The 17,843-nt window shown below is 68.9% G+C and carries 14 protein-coding genes; 11 read left to right on the top strand and 3 right to left on the bottom strand.

The features are described from left to right. Positions 1–7 precede the first annotated feature (7 nt). From AC07PV_RS24080 to AC07PV_RS24060, 5 genes are all read left to right on the top strand, one after another. A complete protein-coding gene (locus tag AC07PV_RS24080) occupies positions 8–535 on the top strand; it encodes a YbaK/EbsC family protein (protein ID WP_494631512.1) in 528 nt (175 codons plus the stop codon). After that, on the top strand, positions 532–807 hold the full coding sequence (locus AC07PV_RS24075; protein ID WP_218296264.1) for a DUF1289 domain-containing protein: 276 nt from the start codon (positions 532–534) through the stop codon (positions 805–807). The genes AC07PV_RS24080 and AC07PV_RS24075 overlap by 4 nt, the downstream gene beginning before the upstream one ends. Continuing rightward, entirely contained in the window at positions 804–1,457 is a 654-nt protein-coding gene (locus tag AC07PV_RS24070) for a 2-hydroxychromene-2-carboxylate isomerase (RefSeq protein WP_492244673.1), read from the top strand. The genes AC07PV_RS24075 and AC07PV_RS24070 overlap by 4 nt, the downstream gene beginning before the upstream one ends. Before the next feature lie 173 nt (positions 1,458–1,630). Continuing rightward, positions 1,631–3,292: an MFS transporter gene (locus tag AC07PV_RS24065; RefSeq protein ID WP_218296262.1), complete on the top strand. Its 1,662-nt coding sequence runs from the start codon at positions 1,631–1,633 to the stop codon at positions 3,290–3,292. A 142-nt stretch (positions 3,293–3,434) separates the two neighbouring features. Next, on the top strand, positions 3,435–3,629 hold the full coding sequence (locus tag AC07PV_RS24060; protein ID WP_494631510.1) for a hypothetical protein: 195 nt from the start codon (positions 3,435–3,437) through the stop codon (positions 3,627–3,629). 116 nt (positions 3,630–3,745) lie between these two features. Here the strand turns inward: AC07PV_RS24060 and AC07PV_RS24055 are convergent, their stop codons facing one another. After that, the gene (locus tag AC07PV_RS24055; protein ID WP_492806832.1) at positions 3,746–4,870 is read right to left on the bottom strand and encodes an ABC transporter substrate-binding protein; all 1,125 of its coding nucleotides are present in this window, start codon (positions 4,868–4,870) and stop codon (positions 3,746–3,748) included. A gap of 140 nt (positions 4,871–5,010) precedes the next feature. Further along, positions 5,011–6,126 (bottom strand): ABC transporter substrate-binding protein, encoded by a 1,116-nt coding sequence (locus AC07PV_RS24050; RefSeq protein ID WP_218296259.1) that lies wholly within the window; start codon positions 6,124–6,126, stop codon positions 5,011–5,013. Positions 6,127–6,310: 184 nt separating this feature from the next. Here AC07PV_RS24050 and uvrA point away from each other — a divergent pair, with 184 nt between their 5' ends. From uvrA to AC07PV_RS24035, 3 genes are all read left to right on the top strand, one after another. After that, entirely contained in the window at positions 6,311–12,178 is a 5,868-nt protein-coding gene (gene uvrA, locus AC07PV_RS24045) for an excinuclease ABC subunit UvrA (RefSeq protein ID WP_494631508.1), read from the top strand. A gap of 167 nt (positions 12,179–12,345) precedes the next feature. Further along, a complete protein-coding gene (locus tag AC07PV_RS24040) occupies positions 12,346–12,846 on the top strand; it encodes a hypothetical protein (RefSeq protein ID WP_218339873.1) in 501 nt (166 codons plus the stop codon). Positions 12,847–13,078: 232 nt separating this feature from the next. Next, on the top strand, positions 13,079–13,435 hold the full coding sequence (locus tag AC07PV_RS24035) for a hypothetical protein (RefSeq protein WP_218296256.1): 357 nt from the start codon (positions 13,079–13,081) through the stop codon (positions 13,433–13,435). A gap of 34 nt (positions 13,436–13,469) precedes the next feature. On the opposite strand, the gene ctlX is transcribed toward AC07PV_RS24035, so the two are convergent. After that, positions 13,470–14,453, bottom strand: a complete 984-nt coding sequence (ctlX, locus tag AC07PV_RS24030) for a citrulline utilization hydrolase CtlX (RefSeq protein WP_494631506.1) — start codon at positions 14,451–14,453, stop codon at positions 13,470–13,472. A gap of 122 nt (positions 14,454–14,575) precedes the next feature. Between ctlX and AC07PV_RS24025 the strand changes: the two genes are divergently transcribed. From AC07PV_RS24025 to AC07PV_RS24015, 3 genes are all read left to right on the top strand, one after another. Then, positions 14,576–15,007, top strand: a complete 432-nt coding sequence (locus tag AC07PV_RS24025) for an Lrp/AsnC family transcriptional regulator (RefSeq protein WP_218296254.1) — start codon at positions 14,576–14,578, stop codon at positions 15,005–15,007. Positions 15,008–15,237: 230 nt separating this feature from the next. Continuing rightward, a complete protein-coding gene (locus tag AC07PV_RS24020; protein ID WP_218296253.1) occupies positions 15,238–16,200 on the top strand; it encodes a Bug family tripartite tricarboxylate transporter substrate binding protein in 963 nt (320 codons plus the stop codon). 294 nt (positions 16,201–16,494) lie between these two features. Then, a partial coding sequence (locus AC07PV_RS24015) for an NYN domain-containing protein (protein WP_494631504.1) occupies positions 16,495–17,843 on the top strand: 1,349 nt, incomplete at its 3' end.

The following is a 17,843-nucleotide window of genomic DNA, read 5'->3' as shown; positions in this document are numbered from 1 at the left end:
AACTACCGTGTGCGGAGCTGAACTGAAGAATTTGCCGGACGGCGTGCAGCGCGTGGCCGCGGCGCTGCAATCGCAGGGCCATCCCCACATGCCGCAGATGCTCGACGACGCCGCGCGCACCGCGCAGCAGGCGGCCGATGCACTGGGCATCCTCGTGGGGCAGGTGGCCAAGAGCATCATCTTCCGGCGCAAGAGCGACGACGTGGCCGTGCTCGTGGTCACGTCGGGCGACCGGCGCGTGGACGAGAAAAAGGTCGAGGCCCATGTGGGCGGCAAGATCGGCCGGGCCGATGCCGAGTTCGTGAAGTCGCGCACCGGCTTTTCCATCGGCGGCGTGTCGCCCGTGGCGCATGCCACGCCGCCCGTCACGCTGATCGACCAGGACCTGCTGCGCTTTGACGTGGTGTGGGCCGCGGCCGGGCATCCGCACAGCGTGTTTGCGCTGCATCCGGGCGACCTGCAGCGCCTGACCGGGGCGCCCGTGGTCGACGTGGTGCAGGCGCCCGTGGACACCAGCGTGCAGCTCGCCGCATGAATGCTATTGATTTGCTAGCTGATCGCGCCCGCCAGTTGGGCGCTGGCGGCCATTTTGATGCCCGGAGCATGGAGCCCGTGCCCTCGCCGTGCATCTCGGTGTGCCGCATGTCGCCCGACCGCAGCCATTGCGAAGGCTGCTTTCGCACGCTCGACGAGATCCGCATCTGGTCGCGTGCCGACGCCAGTTTGCGCCGGGGCATCTGGGCGCAGCTGCTGGGCCGCGCTGGCATCCCGGCCGCCCCGCAGAAGGCACAGGAGACATCGCCGTGAAGCGCATCACCTTTTACCTGGACTTCGTGTCCCCCTACGCCTGGCTGGCGTTCGAGCGCCTGCCCGAGGCGCTGCAGGGGCTGAGCTACAGCGTGGCCTACCAGCCCGTGCTGCTGGGTGCGCTGCTGCAGCAGCATGCCAACCCCGGGCCGGCGGGCATCGCCCCCAAGCGCGACTGGACCTACCGCCATGTGACCTGGCTGGGCCACGCGCAGGGCACGCCGCTGCAGATGCCCGCGCGCCATCCGTTCAACCCGCTGCCCCTGCTGCGCACGGCGCTGGCCTGCAGCGACGACGGCCACATCAACCGCTTCGTGGCCGGCACGGTGCTGCGCCATGTGTGGCAGGGCGGGCACGATGCGCTCGACCCGGCGCGCCTGGCCGATCTGGCCACGCAACTCGCGGACCAGCTGCGTCCCGGCGAGGATGCGGCCAGCGATGGCCCCAAGGCCCTGCTGCGCGCCAACACCGAAGCCGCGCAGGCGGCGGGCGTTTTTGGCGTGCCGGCGTTCGAGGTGGACGGCAAGCTGTTCTGGGGCCTCGACGGCCTGCCGATGCTGCGCGCGTACCTCGACGGCGACGCGTGGTTCGACGGTCCGGGCTGGGATGCTGTCAGCCAGCTCCCATCGGGTTTACCCGGCAAGGTGTGAGCGATTTCCGGATGCTGAAAGGGGCGCTGCGGGTTTCACCCTAAGTTGTCAGAGAGCGGTCAGTTTGGTGAAAGCTCGTGTTGGTTTCGCGTCAGAGCGTGGTCAGTGCCATCTCCAAGAATGCGTGCAGCCCGCCGCAGCGCGGTCTGAACAACCAACAGGAGACACACACCATGGCAACCGTTCATCCCGCACCGCGGCCGATGTCGCCCGAAGAGAGGAAGGTCATCTTCGCGTCGTCCCTCGGCACCGTTTTCGAGTGGTACGACTTTTATCTGTACGGCTCGCTCGCGGCCATCATCGCCAAGCAGTTCTTCAGCGGACTGGATGCCGGCTCGGCGTTCATCTTCGCGCTGCTGGCGTTTGCCGCGGGCTTCATCGTCCGCCCCTTCGGCGCCATCTTCTTCGGCCGCCTGGGCGACATGATCGGGCGCAAGTACACGTTCCTGGTCACCATCCTGATCATGGGCCTGTCGACCTTCATCGTGGGTATCCTGCCCACGTATGCATCGATCGGCGTGGCGGCTCCCGTCATCCTGATCGCACTGCGCCTGCTGCAAGGCCTGGCGCTGGGCGGTGAGTACGGCGGCGCGGCCACCTACGTGGCCGAGCATGCCCCGCACGGCAAGCGCGGCGCCTACACGGCCTGGATCCAGACCACGGCCACGCTGGGCCTGTTCCTGTCGCTGATGGTGATCCTGGGCACCCGCACGGCCATGGGCGAGGAAGCCTTCGCCGACTGGGGCTGGCGCATCCCGTTCATCGTGTCGATCCTGCTCCTGGCCATCTCGGTCTGGATCCGCCTGTCGATGAACGAATCCCCCGCCTTCCAGAAGATGAAGGCCGAAGGCAAGACCTCCAAGGCGCCGCTGACCGAGTCTTTCGGCCAGTGGAAGAACCTGAAGATCGTGATCCTGGCGCTGGTGGGCCTGACCGCCGGCCAGGCCGTGGTGTGGTACTCGGGCCAGTTCTATGCGCTGTTCTTCCTGACGCAGGCGCTGAAGGTCGATGGCGCCACCGCCAACATCTTCGTGGCCGTGTCGCTCTTGATCGGCACGCCGTTCTTCATCGTGTTCGGCGCGCTGTCGGACAAGATCGGCCGCAAGCCCATCATCCTGGCGGGCTGCCTGCTGGCCGCGCTGACGTACTTCCCCGTGTTCGGCGCGCTGACCAAGGCGGCCAACCCCGCCCTGGCCGAAGCACAGGCCAAGAACCAGGTGATCGTGACGGCAGACCCCAAGGAATGCTCGTTCCAGTTCAACCCCACCGGCACCTCCAAGTTCACCAGCTCGTGCGACATCGCCAAGCAGGTTCTGGCTGGCGCTTCGGTGAGCTATGAGAACGCCACGTCCGCCGCCGGCACGCCCGCCTCGATCAAGATCGGCGAGACGGTCATCACCTCGTACTCCAGCAAGGGCCTGCCCGCTGACGAAGCCAAGAAGAAGGACGGCGAGTTCAAGAAGGCCGTGGCCGATGCGCTGAAGGCCGCCGGCTACCCCACCAAGGCCGATCCCGCCCGCATCGACAAGGTCATGGTCACGGTCATCCTGACCTACCTGGTGCTGCTGGTGACCATGGTGTACGGCCCCATCGCCGCCATGCTGGTGGAAATGTTCCCCACCCGCATCCGCTACACGTCCATGTCCCTGCCGTACCACATCGGCAACGGCTGGTTCGGCGGCCTGCTGCCCACCACGGCATTCGCCATCGTGGCCCAGACCGGCAACATGTACAACGGCCTGTGGTACCCCATCATCATCGCGGGCGCCACCGTGGTGATCGGCGGCCTGTTCGTCAAGGAAACCAAGGACGTTGACATCTACGCCAACGACTGACCGTTTCTGATCGGTGTGCAGGGCCCGCCCCGCAAGGGTCGGGCCCTGTGTTCCATCAAGGGGCTTGTGCTGCACCAGTACAACCTACAACGCCGCGCTCCAGGCCCCTTGATTGAACAAACCCATCCAAGGAGATATTGATATGTGGAAGATTGTTGTTGGTTTCGTCCTGTTCGCCGCGTTGTCGATGTACGTGATCATCAAGGCGGGCGACAAGGCCGACATGGGCGGCGAGAAGCACGGCGCCGATGCCGTGCATGCGCCCGAGCCTGCGGCCAGCGCGCCGGCGGCGGCTGCGCCCGCGTCGGTGCCGGCTTCGGCCGCCAGCGCGCAGTGATGCGCTGAGTCCATGGCGGCCCCGGAGCGCGGGGTGCGTGCCCCGGGGCCCTGCGGGCCTCCATGAAAAAGCCCGAAGCCACTGGCTTCGGGCTTTTTCTTTTGCGGGGGCCTTGCTCAGCGCTTGAAGCGGCCGTCGCTTCCGATGATGGACAGGTCGGAGAAATCCAGCCCGCTGTGGTCCGTGGCGCTGTAGCTCAGTTCCAGCCCGCCCAGGTCCCATTTCCGGATGCTCTCCAGCCCGGCCTGCAGCCTGGCGCGGTCCGGCTTGGCGCCCGCGCGCTTCAAGCCTTCCACGAGCACCTTGGCGCTCACGAAGCCTTCCACCATGGCGGGGGTCAGCTCGCCCAGGTTCCTGGCGCGCACCAGGTCCATGGCCTCCTTGATCACCGCGTAGTTCAAGGACCGCTCCGACGGGAACACCTGCGTGACCACCACGCCCCGGGCCTGCTCGCCCAGCGCCTTGACGAAGCCGCCCGAGGCATTGTTGGACAGCGTCACGATCTGCCCGGTCGCGCCGGCGGCGCGCAGCGCCTTGATGCCGTCCACCACGGCCGCGCCCGTGCCGATGAAGATGATGGCCTGGGGCTCCTTCTGTGCCACGCGCGGGGCGATGGTGCTGTAGTCGGGCTTGGCGCGGTCGAACTTCTCGACGAAGAGGGCTTCCAGCTGGTTGGCCTTGAACCCGGACTGCGCTCCCGCCAGGCCGTCGGCGCCAAAGGTGTCGTCCACATGCACCACGCCGATGCGCTTGATGCCCAGGGTGTTGAGGTGGGTGATGGCCTTTTCCACTTCGCGCTGGTACGGGGCGCGCACGTTGAAGATGTACTTGTTCACCGGCTGGTGCAGCGCGATGGCGCCCGTGGAGGGCCCCACCAGCGGCACGGCATGCTGTTCCAGCAGCGGAATGATCCCCTGGGTGTGGGGCGTGCCGCGCGTCATGAACAGCCCGATCACGCCTTTTTCCTCGATGAGGGCACGGGTGTTCTCCAGCGTCAGCTTGGGGTCGAACTTGTCGTCCATCGACACGACCTCCACCTTCTGGCCGCCCACGCCGCCCTTGCTGTTGACGTGGTCGAGGTAGAGGGCGGCACCCCGCATGGATTCGGCCACCGTGGCGGCGGCGGAGCCGGTGATGCCCACCGTCTGGCCGATGAGGATCTGCGCGTGGACCTGGGCCGCGCCGAACGCCAGGGTGAGCAGCGCGGCGGCGCATTTCGCAAGGGTGCCAGGGACTGTCATGGTGCTCCTCTCTTCATTGAGGTGCCCGAGTTTAGGGACTGGGCACCGCAGGGCATCCGTAGAAGTGCGTAGCGGCCAGGGGGTGTTTTCACTGATTTGTCAACAATTTCTTCCCGGGTTTGCGGGTATTTCGCAACACCTCAGCGGCGGAACTTGCCGTCGGTGCCGATGATGGACAAGTCCGCGAAGTCCAGGCCCGTGTGGTCGTCCGGGCCATAGGAGACCTCCAGGCCGCCCAGGTCCAGCTTCCGGATGCTCTCGAGCGCCGCATGGATCTTTTCGCGGCTGGGCTTGGGGCCGGCGCGCCTGAGCCCTTCCACCAGCACCTTGGCCGCGGCAAAACCCTCCAGCATGGCGGGCGTGATCTCGGTGAGGCCCTTGGCCCGCGCGAGTTCCTGGGCCTCCTTCACCATGGCATAGGTCACCGCGCGCTCATTGGGATACACCTGCGTCACGATCACGCCGCGCGCGTTGTTCCCCAGGCTCTTGATGAAGCCGCCCGAGGCGTTGTTGGACAGCGTCACGATCTGCGCGGCCGAGCCCGCGCCGCGCAGCGCGTTGCCCGCGTCCACCACGGCCGACCCCGAGGCGATCATCAGCACGGCCTGGGTATCGGCCTTGGCCACCTTGGCCGCGATGGGCGCGAAATCGGGCTTGGCGCGGTCGAACTTTTCCAGCACCACGGGCGTGAGCTTGGCGGCCGCCAGGCCCTTCTGGGCGCCGGCCACGCCGTCGGCGCCAAAGCTGTCGTCCGCGTACACCACGGCGATGCGCGAAATGCCCATGGAGGCCAGGTGGGTCATGGCCTTTTCCGCCTCGCGCTGGTAGGTGGCGCGCACGTTGAAGATGTACTTGCGCACCGGCTGGTGCAGCACCATCGCGCCCGTGGACGGGCCCACCAGCGCCACGCCATGCTTCTCCAGCAGGGGGATGATGGCTTCGGTGTGGGGCGTGCCGCGCGTGAGGAACAGCGCGGACACGTTGTTCTCCTCGATCAGCTTGCGCGCGTTCGCGGCGGCCAGCTTGGGGTCGAACTTGTCGTCCAGCGAGGTCAGCTCGATCTTCTGGCCGTGGACACCGCCCTTGGCATTGACGGCCTCGATGTGCAGCAGGGCGCCATCGGTGGTCTCCTTCACGCCCGCCGCCACCTGCCCGGAGAAGCCCGCGGTCTGGCCGATCAGGATCTGGGCATGGCCGGTGCCGCACAGCGCGGCGGCCAGGGCGGTCGCGGCTCCCCATTGTGTCCATGTGTGCATGGTCGTCTCCTTTGAATTGTCCGGCCACTCTAGACAAATGTCCTCGGTTTGCGAATCGGCATAACCCGAAGGTGTGACAGGACTTGTCAGCAGATGTGCGATCAGGGGCTATTGCGGCATGGCCGGACGGGGTCCGTGGCGGTGCCTAGAATGTCCCGCCTCACCCTCGAAAAAGACTGCCTCCATGACCCAGGGACTGATCCGTATCCGCGGCGCACGCCAGCACAACCTCAAGAACCTGGATCTGGACATCCGCACGGGGGAGCTCACCGTGGTCACCGGCCCCAGCGGCTCGGGCAAGTCCAGCCTGGTGTTCGACACGCTGTACGCCGAGGGCCAGCGCCGCTACGTGGAGACCTTCAGCGCCTACGCGCGCCAGTTCCTTGACCGCATGGACAAGCCGGCGGTGGACAAGGTCGAGGGCGTGCCGCCCGCCATCGCCATCGACCAGACCAACCCCGTGCGCTCCAGCCGCTCCACCGTGGGCACGATGACGGAGCTCAACGACCACCTGAAGCTCCTGTTCGCGCGCGCCGGACAGCTGTTCGACAAGCAGACCGCCCAGCCGGTGCGCCACGACTCGCCCGAGACCATCTACGCCGAGCTGCAGCGCCGCGGCGCCGAGGCCGGCGACCCCCGCATCGTGCTGACATTCCCCGTGGAGCTGCCGGGCGGCACGTCGGCCGAGCAGGTCGAGCAGTGGCTGTCCGCCAGCGGCTTCACCAAGGTGCAGGCCGAGCGCGAGGTGGCCACGCCCACGGGCCCGCGCAAGGTGCTCGATGTGGTGGCCGACCGGTTCCGCCTGGGCCATGCCGAGAAGGCGCGCGTGGTCGAGGCCATCGAGGTCGCGCTCAAGCGCGGCACGGGGCGCCTGAACGTGTACCGCCTCGTGGACGAGGGCGAGCCCGAGCTGTGGCGCTTCTCGACCGGCCTGCACTGCCCCGACAGCGACCTGCGCTACAGCGACCCCATTCCCTCGATGTTCTCGTTCAACTCCGCCGTGGGCGCCTGCGAGAGCTGCCGGGGCTTCGGCCGCGTGATCGGCGTGGACTACGGCCTCGTGATCCCCAACGACAGGCTCACGCTGCGCGCGGGGGCGATCAAGACCATCCAGACCCCCGCCTGGAAGGAAGCGCAGGACGACCTCATGCGCCATGCAGAGGCGGCCGGCATCCCGCGCGACACCCCCTGGTACAAGCTCACCGACGACCAGAAGAAATGGGTCATCGGCGGCACGCCGGGCTACAAGGACGGGCAGTGGAGCAAGCAGTGGTACGGCATCAAGCGCTTCTTCGAGTACCTGGAGAGCAAGGCCTACAAGATGCACATCCGCGTGCTGCTGTCCAAGTACCGCAGCTACACGCCGTGCCCCACCTGCGCGGGCGCGCGCCTCAAGACCGAGAGCCTGCTCTGGCGCGTGGGCAGCAAGGAGGATGCGGACGCCGCGGTCGATCCTGCCCGCCGCTTCATGCCCGAGGGCGTGTTGTGGTCGCGCGAGCAGCTCGAAGCCCTGCCCGGCCTGTGCCTGCACGACCTGATGCTGCTGCCCATCGACCGGCTGCGCCGCTTCTTCGACCGCATGGAGCTGCCCGTGGGCGACGCCGCGGCCGGTGGCGATGCGCAGGCGCTGAAACTCCTGCATGAAGAAATCACCACGCGCCTGAAGTACCTGTGCGACGTGGGCATCGGCTACCTCACGCTGGACCGGCAGAGCCGCACGCTCAGCGGCGGCGAGGTGCAGCGCATCAACCTGACGACCGCATTGGGCACCAGCCTGGTCAACACGCTGTTCGTGCTGGACGAGCCCAGCATCGGCCTGCACCCGCGCGACATGCACCGCATCACCGAGGCCATGCTGCGCCTGCGCGACGCGGGCAACACCCTGGTGGTGGTCGAGCACGACCCGGCCGTGATGCTCGCGGCCGACCGCATGATCGACATGGGCCCCGGCCCCGGCCGCCTGGGCGGGCAGATCGTGTTCGACGGCACCACGGCCGACCTGCGCCATGCCGACACGCTCACCGGCGCCTACCTGGGCGGGCGCAAGCACGTGGGCTTCGGCTTCAAGCGCATGGTGACCGAGGCCACGCCGCGCCTCATCCTCGAAGGCGCGCGCGAGCACAACCTGCAGAACGTGTCGGTCGAGTTCCCGCTGCAGCGCCTGGTCACCGTCACCGGCGTGAGCGGCTCGGGCAAGTCGAGCCTGATCCAGGACGTGCTGGCCCCCGCGCTGCTGCGCCACTTCGGCAAGGCCACCGACACGCCGGGCGCGCACGACCGCATGCTGGGCGCGGACCACCTCTCGGACGTGGTGTTCGTGGACCAGTCGCCCATCGGCAAGACGGCCCGCTCCAACCCCGTGAGCTACGTGGGCGCCTGGGACAGCATCCGCGAGCTGTACGCCGTGGCGCCGCTGTCCAGGCAGCGCAGCTACACCGCCAGCAAGTTCAGCTTCAACAGCGGCGACGGGCGCTGCCCGACCTGCGGCGGCTCGGGCTTCGAGCATGTGGAGATGCAGTTTTTGTCGGACGTGTACCTGCGCTGCCCCGATTGCGACGGCAAGCGCTACCGGCCCGAGATCCTGGAGATCACCATCGAGCGGGGCGGCAGGGCCCTGAACGTGGCCGACGTGCTGGCCCTCACGGTGGCCGAGGCCGCCGCGCTGTTCGCCGCCGACCGCGACGTGATCCGCGCGCTGCAGCCCATCGTGGACGTGGGGCTCGAATACGTGGCGCTGGGGCAGCCCGTGCCCACGCTCAGCGGCGGCGAGGCGCAGCGCCTGAAGCTGGCGGGCTTTCTGGCGGAAGCGGCCCGCGTGCAAAGCAAGTCGCGCCAGACGATAGCGCGCAAGGGCACCTTGTTCCTGTTCGACGAGCCCACCACGGGCCTGCACTTCGACGACATCGCCAAGCTCATGCGCGCGCTGCGCAAGCTCATCGACGCGGGGCACTCGCTCATCGTCATCGAGCACAACCTGGACGTGATCCGCGCGAGCGACTGGCTCATCGACCTGGGCCCCGAGGGCGGCGACGCGGGCGGCCTCGTCGTGGCCGAGGGCACGCCCGAGGACGTGCGCCAGCACGCCACCTCGCACACGGGCCTGGCGCTGCGCGACTACGAACTCACGCTGGGCATCGGCGGCCACTCGGTGCACGAAAAAGCCGCCGCGCTACGAAAACAGGAGCGCTCTGCGCTCATGGATAAAGCGCCAGCGGCCAAAAACGCCATTGAAATCGTCAACGCCAAGGAGCACAACCTCAAGAACCTGAGCGTGAACATCCCGCGCGGCCAATTCAACGTGGTCACGGGCGTGAGCGGCTCGGGCAAGTCCACGCTCGCGTTCGACATCCTGTTCAACGAGGGGCAGCGGCGCTACCTCGAATCGCTCAACGCCTATGCGCGGTCCATCGTGCAGCCGGCCGGCCGGCCCGAGGTGGATGCGGTGTACGGCATACCGCCCACCGTGGCCATCGAGCAGCGCCTGTCGCGCGGCGGGCGCAAGTCCACCGTGGGCACCACCACCGAGGTGTGGCACTTCCTGCGCCTGCTGTACGTCAAGCTCGGCACCCAGCACTGCGTGAAGGACGGCGCGGCCGTGCAGCCGCAGACGCCCGAGAGCATCGCCGCCCAGCTGCTCACGCAGTTCCGGGGCCAGCACATCGGGCTGCTCGCGCCGCTGGTGATGAACCGCAAGGGCGTGTACACCGAACTGGCGGACTGGGCGCGGCCGCGCGGCTACACGCATTTGCGGGTGGACGGCAATTTCCTGCCCACCACCCATTTCCCGCGCATCGACCGCTTCAAGGAGCACACCATCGAACTGCCCGTGGCCAGCGTCGAGGTGTCCGCCGGGAACGAGGCGCTGCTGCGCGCCTCGCTGGCCGAGGCCCTCACGCACGGCAAGGGCGTGGTGCACGTGCTCAGCAGCATCGGCGACCTGCGCGCCGCCATGGAAAGCGGCCAGCCCACGGCGGGCATCGGCCAGCTGCAGGCCTTTTCCACCAAGCGCGCCTGCCCCGTGTGCGCCACCAGCTATGCCGAGCTGGACCCGCGCCTGTTCAGCTACAACAGCAAGCACGGCTGGTGCCCCGATTGCGTGGGCACGGGCGTCAAGCTCACCCGCGACCAGCGCAAGGTGTTCGACGACTCGGTGCAGGACGACAAGGAAAAGGGCCGCGAGCAGACCTTCGCCGAGCCCGAGGTGGAAGACCTGGCCGACACCGCCTGCCCCAGCTGCCAGGGCACGCGCCTGAACGCCACGGCGCGCGCGGTGCGGTTCGCGGGCATCGGCATCACCGACATCGCCGCGCTGTCGGTGACGGACGTGCGCCGCTGGATCGAGACCCTGCAGATCGAAGGCGGCATGAGCCGGCGCGAGGCCGACATCGCCCGCGACCTCGTGCCCGAGATCCAGAGCCGGCTCGAATTCCTGGAGGAAGTGGGCCTGTCCTACCTCACGCTCGACCGGGGGGCGCCCACGCTCAGCGGCGGCGAGGCGCAGCGCATCCGCCTGGCCGCGCAGCTGGGCAGCAACCTGCAGGGCGTGTGCTACGTGCTCGACGAGCCCACCATCGGCCTGCATGCGCGCGACAACCAGATCCTGCTCAACGCCCTGCACAAGCTGGGCGACAAGGGCAACACGCTGGTGGTGGTGGAGCATGACGAGGACACCATCCGCCGCGCGGACCACATCATCGACATCGGCCCGAGCGCGGGCAAGCGCGGCGGGCGGCTGGTGGCGCAGGGCAGCGTGGACGACATCACCGGCGCGCCCGAATCCCAGACCGGCCGCTACCTGCTGCACGCCATGAAACACCCGCTGCAGCTGCGCCGCAGCATGCTGCCGAGCGAGCTGAGCGCCGAGGCCCTCGCGCTGGGCGAACCCGCCGACGCGCCCAAAGGCCGGCAGAGCGCCGCGGTCAAGAAGCGGGCCGCGGCGGCGGCGGCGCTCACGGCCGATGCGCTGGCCGATGCCAAGGCGCGCGCCGCGATCCGCTGGCTTACCGTGCACGGTGCGCACCTGCACAACCTGCAGGACGTGACGGCCACCGTGCCGCTGCACCGCCTGGTGGCCGTCACGGGCGTGAGCGGCTCGGGCAAGTCCACGCTGGCGCGCGACGTGCTGCTGGCCAACGTCCAGGCCTGGGTGCAGCAGCGCGCCACCAAGGCCGGGCGCGACGCGATGGACGCGGGCAAGGCGCCGCCGCTGGTGGGCTGCACGGGCCTGTCGGGCTTCGAGAGCATCGACCGCGTGCTCGAAGTGGACCAGACCCCCATCGGCAAGACGCCGCGCAGCTGCCCGGCCACCTACATCGGCTTCTGGGACACCATCCGCAAGCTGTTCGCCGAAACGCTGGAGGCCAAGGCGCGCGGCTACGCGGCCGGGCGCTTTTCCTTCAACACCGGCGAGGGCCGCTGCGCGAGCTGCGAGGGCGCGGGCGTGCGCACCATCGAGATGAGTTTCCTGCCTGACGTGAAGGTGCCCTGCGAGACCTGCCACGGCGCGCGCTTCAACCCCGAGACGCTGGCCGTGACCTGGCGCGGCAAGAGCATCGGCGACGTGCTGCAGATGGAGGTGGACGAGGCGGTGGAGTTCTTCGCCAGCATGCCCTCCATCGCGCACCCGCTGCAGCTCCTGAAGGACGTGGGCCTGGGCTACCTCACGCTGGGCCAGCCCTCGCCCACGCTCTCGGGCGGCGAGGCGCAGCGCATCAAGCTCGTGACCGAACTGACCAAGGTGCGCGACGAGGTGGGCCGCCGGGGCCAGAAGGTGCCGCACACGCTCTACGTGCTGGACGAGCCCACGGTGGGCCTGCACATGGCCGACGTGGACAAGCTCATCCGCGTGCTGCACCGCCTGGTCGACGGCGGCCACAGCGTGGTGGTGATCGAGCACGACCTCGACGTGATCGCCGAGGCCGACTGGATCATCGACCTCGGCCCGGAAGGGGGCAGGGAGGGCGGCCGCATCGTGGCGGCCACCGTGCCGGAAGAGGTGGTGCGGCTGGGCACGCACACCGGCAAGGCGCTGGCGGCGGTGCTGGCGCGGTGACCGGAGGGCCCGGCGGTGGCGCACGCCACTGTCGGCCCATGTCCTACGCACGGCGCGGAACATGGCGCACGCGCGGCGCGGGGTGAGGTTTCTAGGATTCAGTGCAGGGGTTGGCGCCAGGCGCAGCGGCCCCGCACATCTCCACCAACTCCTACGGACCCATCACCATGAAATCACTGCTCAAGACCTGCGCTGCCCTTGCAGCCACCTCCGTTCTGCTGGTCGCCTGCGGCGGCGGCAATGACGACGATCCGACGCCCAGCAATGAGCCCGGCGTGCTCACCGTGAGCAGCGCCACCCTGGACAGCCTCAACGGCGTGTATGGCAACGGCACGCTGAACCTCACGGACGTGGACAAGGAAAACCCTGTCGGTTCCGTGCCCGAGCTGTGCGCCTTCCGCTTCGACGGTGCCAACAAGGTGGGATCGTCGGCCACGGCCTTTGGCGACATCCGCTACCGCCCCGACGCCACCGGCCTGCACCAGGTGTTCCTGACCTTCGACGGCAAGGAATACGCGAGCGGCGAGCCCACCGACACGGCCGTGGTGCGCGAGAGCAACCAGGTGCGCTTCACCGGCAAGACGCTCACCGCCACCGACGGCTCCAGCGCCACGCTGCGTGTCTCGGGCATCGTCCCCATGCGCCCGAACCGCCCGCTGGGATGCTGATGCGGCCTTGCTGATTCCGGGGCAGCTCGCTCCCCCTTGCTTGTCTCCCTCTCCCGGTCCTCTCGACCGGTTCAGCCCCCGTGGCCCCGGCCGCGCGGGGCTTTTTTGCGTGCATGCCCCTGCGGCCGGCCTGCGGGCGCGCCACGCGCCCATGCGTGCATGGCGCCACAATGCAGGCCTGAGCGCTGCGGCCCGAGGCCGCTGCGCGCGGTCCATTCGATCCGCTTTCTCCATGCCCGCACAATCCCCTGGTCCGCACGCCGTGGTGTGGCTGCACACCCAGGCACCGCCCAAGCCCCCGGAAGGCGCGCCCTGCAATGGCTGCGGGCTGTGCTGCCTGGCGGAGCCCTGCCCGCTGGGCATGCTGGTGTCGCGGCGCCGCACGGGGCCGTGCACGGCCCTGCGCTGGAGCGATGCCGACCAGCGCTACTGGTGCGGCATGGTGGCCGACCCCGGCGGCGTGACCGGCCTGGCCCACCCCTGGGCCGTGCGCGCGCTGTCGGCGCTGGCGCGGCGCTGGATCGCCTCGGGCGTGGGGTGCGATGCGCGGCTGCACACGCAGGCGTTGCCGCCGCCTTCCCGGGATTGAGTTTGCTATTGAATATATAGCGCGCCGCGCTTGTTCATCCGGCGCTGGTGGCCATTTCGATGTGAATTCCCGTGGGTGCGGGGGCATGGCGCCGCGCCAGATGGATGCCCGCCAGCATGCAGCGCACCGAGCCCCCGGCCAGTTCGATGGTGGGCACGGCCAGCGGCAGCAGGCGGGCGCTGCGCTCGATCACGGCCTTTTGCGCGGGCGCCAGGCTGGCCGCCGCGCGCGACGACAGGGCCAGCACGCGGCCCTGGGCGCCCGTGAGTTCCAGCGCGTTGCCTGCGAAGTCGGCGATCTGCGCCGCGCTCAGTTCGATCACCTCGCGCCCGGTTTCGCGCAGGCGCTCGCGCACGGCCTCGCGCCGCGCCGGGTCGGTGATCATGTGGAACCCGCCCAGCGCGAAATCGGTGCCCACGCAGAGCATCACGTTGGTGTGGTAGCAGGGCTGGCCCCGCGCGTCGGCGGTGGCGAACACCATGGGCTCGTAGTTGAAGTGGGTGCAAAAGCGCTCCAGGGCCACGGGGTCGGCGCGGTTCGACTGCGCGGTGTAGGCGACCCGGGAGATGTGGTCGAGCACCATGGCGCCCGTGCCTTCGAGGAACATGCCGTCGGCCTCGAGACCCGAGTAGTCGATCACGTCCTGCACGCGGTACTCGGCCTTGAGCAGGTCCAGCACGTCGCTGCGGCGCTCGCGCCGGCGGCTCGTGGCGTACATCGGGTACACGGCCACGTGCCCGCCCGCGTGGGTGGAGAACCAGTTGTTGGGAAACACGGCGTCCGGCGCGTGGCGCTCGCCCCGGTCCTCGAACAGGTGCACGCGCACGCCCGCGGCTTCGAGCCGCGCGGCGGCCTGCGTGACTTCGGCATGGGCTTGGAGCGCCGTCTCTGCCGCGGTGGCGTTCCACGGCCGGGTTTGGAAGGCGTTGTCGTGCGCGGTTTCCGGGTTGGGGTGAAAGTGGTGCGGGCGCACCATCACGACGGCGCGGGGGGCCTGGACGGAAGCAGGTGTGGGCATGGCGGTGGATGGGTGCAAGGGAGGGGGTGGGAGAATTTTGCTGGCAGCCCACGCCAACCAATAGCCTTAGAACTGGTCAAAATGCTGCAAAATCTGCCACTCTGATAGCAATGAGGCCCACTATGAACAGGCTGGACGACACCGACCGGGAAATCCTCAGCATCCTGCGCGCCGACGCGCGCACCCCCGTGGCCACCCTCGCGCAGAAGCTGCGCGTATCGCGCGGCACGGTGCAGAACCGGCTGCACAAGATGGAGGAGGGCGGCGTGATCGTGGGCTACACCGTGCGCCTGCGGCCGGATTCCGAACCGCAGCGCATCCGCGCGTGGATGAGCATCGCGGTGGAGGGCAACGCCGCGCCCGAGGTGATCCGCGCGCTGCGCGGCGAGCCCATGGTGGGCACGCTGCACACCACCAACGGCCGCTGGGACATCGTGGCCGAGGTGCGCGCCGAGAGCCTGGAGGCGTTCGACGCGGCGCTGGGCCGCATCCGCCTCACGCCCGGCATCGCCAACACCGAGACCAGCATCCTGCTGTCCACCTACAAGGCTTGAACCCCGGGGTTGGCGGACAGCCCCTTCCGGCCCATGCTCGCCCCACCGGCGCGGCGCGGGCGAGCGGCGGCGGCGGCCGCCGCCGCCGCCCCTGGCGGTGGCACGGAGGCGCGAAACGCGGCCCAGGGGTGCCGCGTTGGCGACAGCGGCTAGGGGGTTTCCGCATGCCCTGGCCGCCGTGGCTGCAGTCCAATGAAGGGGTCTTCGTTTTGCCTTTTCAGGAGCCCTCCATGCAACGCCGCCAGATCATCCAATGGGGAGCCGCCAGCCTCGCCGCCCCCGCATTCCTGGCTCAGGCCCAGAGCTTTCCCAACAAGCCCATCAAGCTCGTGATCGCCTTCCCGGCGGGCGGTCCCACCGACATCACCATGCGCTCCCTGGCCGACAACGCCAGCAAGATCCTGGGCCAGCCCGTGATCGTGGAGAACAAGCCGGGCGCCGGCGGCACGCTGCCCGCGCAGGCGCTGCAATCGGCCGCTGCCGATGGCTACACGGTGGCGCAGATCCCGCTCGGGGTGTTCCGCCTGCCCTACACCACCAAGATCAACTGGGACCCGGTCAAGGACATCAGCTACGTGCTGAACGTCACGGGCTATGCGTTCGGCCTGGTGGTACCCGCCGACTCGCCGCTCAAGACCTGGACGCACTTCGTCGCCTGGGCCAAGGCCAACCCCGGCAAGCTCAGCTACGGCTCCACCGGCACCATGACCAGCCCGCACCTGACCATGGAGCTCATCGCGCAGCAGCTGGGCATCGAGCTGCTGCACGTGCCCTACAAGGGCAGCGCCGACCTCATGCAGTCCATCCTGGGCGGGCAGATCATGGCGGCGGCCGACTCCACCGGTTTTGCGCCGCAGGTCGAGGCCGGCAAGCTGCGCGTGCTCAACACCTGGGGCGCCGAGCGCCTGGCCAAGTTCCCCGATGCGCCCACGCTCAAGGAGCTGGGCCTGAACCTGGTGCAGAACTCGCCCTTTGGCATCGGCGCGCCCAAGGGCACGCCCGATGCGGTGGTCAAGCGCCTGCACGACGCGTTCAAGCAGGCCATGGAGCAGGAAAGCTACCGCACGGCCCTGGCCCGCTACGACATGGTGCCGATGTACATGAGCACGGCGGCGTACAAGAAATTCGCGCAGGACACCTTCACGCGCGAGAAGGCGCTGGTCGAAAAGCTGGGCCTGGCAAAGCCGAGTTGAAGTGAGCTCCCCCTGAGCGGCTGCGCCGCTTCCCCCTCTCTCGCTGCGCTGCGCTGGCGGGAAGGGGACGCCCCCAGCGCACGGAAGTGAAGCGCCGCAAGCGGCTTGGCGGCCCTTGCGCGGGGGGCACTGGCCTGGGACGCGCCAGTTGCGACGTTCGCTGGCGAGCCGTTCGCAGCGGACAATGCCCGTTGACCACGCTCATGCACCATGGCGCGGCGGGTTCTCATGAAGGGCCCGGGGCGTTCCGTGTGATGATCCGTCCCAACATTGAACGGAACACCGCGAGCATTTATGGCATCCCCCTCCGACAGCATCAGCATGGCCCTGTTCTGCGACTTTGAAAACGTCGCCCTGGGCGTGCGCGATGCGCAGTACGAAAAGTTCGACATCAAGCCCGTGCTGGAGCGCCTGCTCCTCAAGGGCTCCATCGTGGTCAAGAAGGCCTATTGCGACTGGGAGCGCTACAAGGGCTTCAAGGCGACCATGCACGAGGCGAATTTCGAGCTGATCGAGATCCCCCATGTGCGCCAGTCGGGCAAGAACTCGGCCGACATCCGCCTGGTGGTGGACGCGCTGGACCTGTGCTACACCAAGTCGCACGTCAACACCTTCGTCATCATCAGCGGCGACTCGGACTTTTCGCCGCTGGTGTCCAAGCTGCGCGAGAACAACAAGCAGGTCATCGGCGTGGGCGTGAAGCAGTCCACGTCCGACCTGCTGATCGCCAACTGCGACGAATTCATCTTCTACGACGACCTCGTGCGCGAGAAGCAGCGCGCGCTGGCCCGGCGCCAGCCCCCCGGCGCGGCACCCGCACCGCGCCGGTCCCCCGAGGAAGAGCGCCATCGCAAGGAAAGCCAGGAGGTGCGCCGCGCCCAGGGCGTCGAGCTGGCGGTGGAGACCTTCGAGGCCCTGACCTCCGAGCGTGGCGACAGCGGCAAGATCTGGGCCTCGGTGCTCAAGGAAGCCATCAAGCGCCGCAAGCCCGATTTCAGCGAGGGCTACTACGGCTTTCGCACCTTTGGCAACCTGCTCGAAGAAGCGCAGGCGCGGGGGCTGCTGGAGTTCGGGCGCGACGAGAAATCGGGCGCGTATGTGTTCCGGGGCCACGGTCCCGCGGCCACGGGGGCCGAGCCCGTGGGCCGAGCCGACGCGCCCGCTGAGCGGCAGGGCGGGGCGGGGTACTTCCGCCATGATTTCCATGCGGTCGCGTCGGTGCCGGAGGCATCCGCTGGCGGCAGCGAGGGCGGTGGGCGTGGCGGCCGTTCGCGCGGGCGCCGGGGCGATGCCGCTGCGCGCGCCGGGGCGGTGCCGCCGGATGCGCGCCAGGACCTGTCGGCAGAAACCCGTGCCGAGCCGCCGGCTTCCGGCGCGCGCGACGATGCGCTGCCGGAGCGCCCGGCGGGCAGCTACTTTCGCCCGCAGCTGCCGGCGCCCGTGACGGCCCAGGCGCAATCCGGCCATGAGACGGCGCGGGGCGAGGACCTCGCGGACGAGGAACCCGTGCACGTGCACGTGCAGGCGCCCGTGGCGGCGCCGGCGGCGGAAGGGACCGCGAGCGATGCGCTGCCCGATGCCCCTGCGCCGGCACCCGCGCCCCGCAGCCGCCGCCCCGCATCCACCCCGCGCAAGAGCAGCGG

Source organism: Acidovorax sp. GW821-FHT09A11, assembly GCF_059418365.1.
The sequence above is the reverse complement of the archived record's forward strand: the minus strand, read 5'-3'. Positions and strand labels throughout refer to the sequence as shown.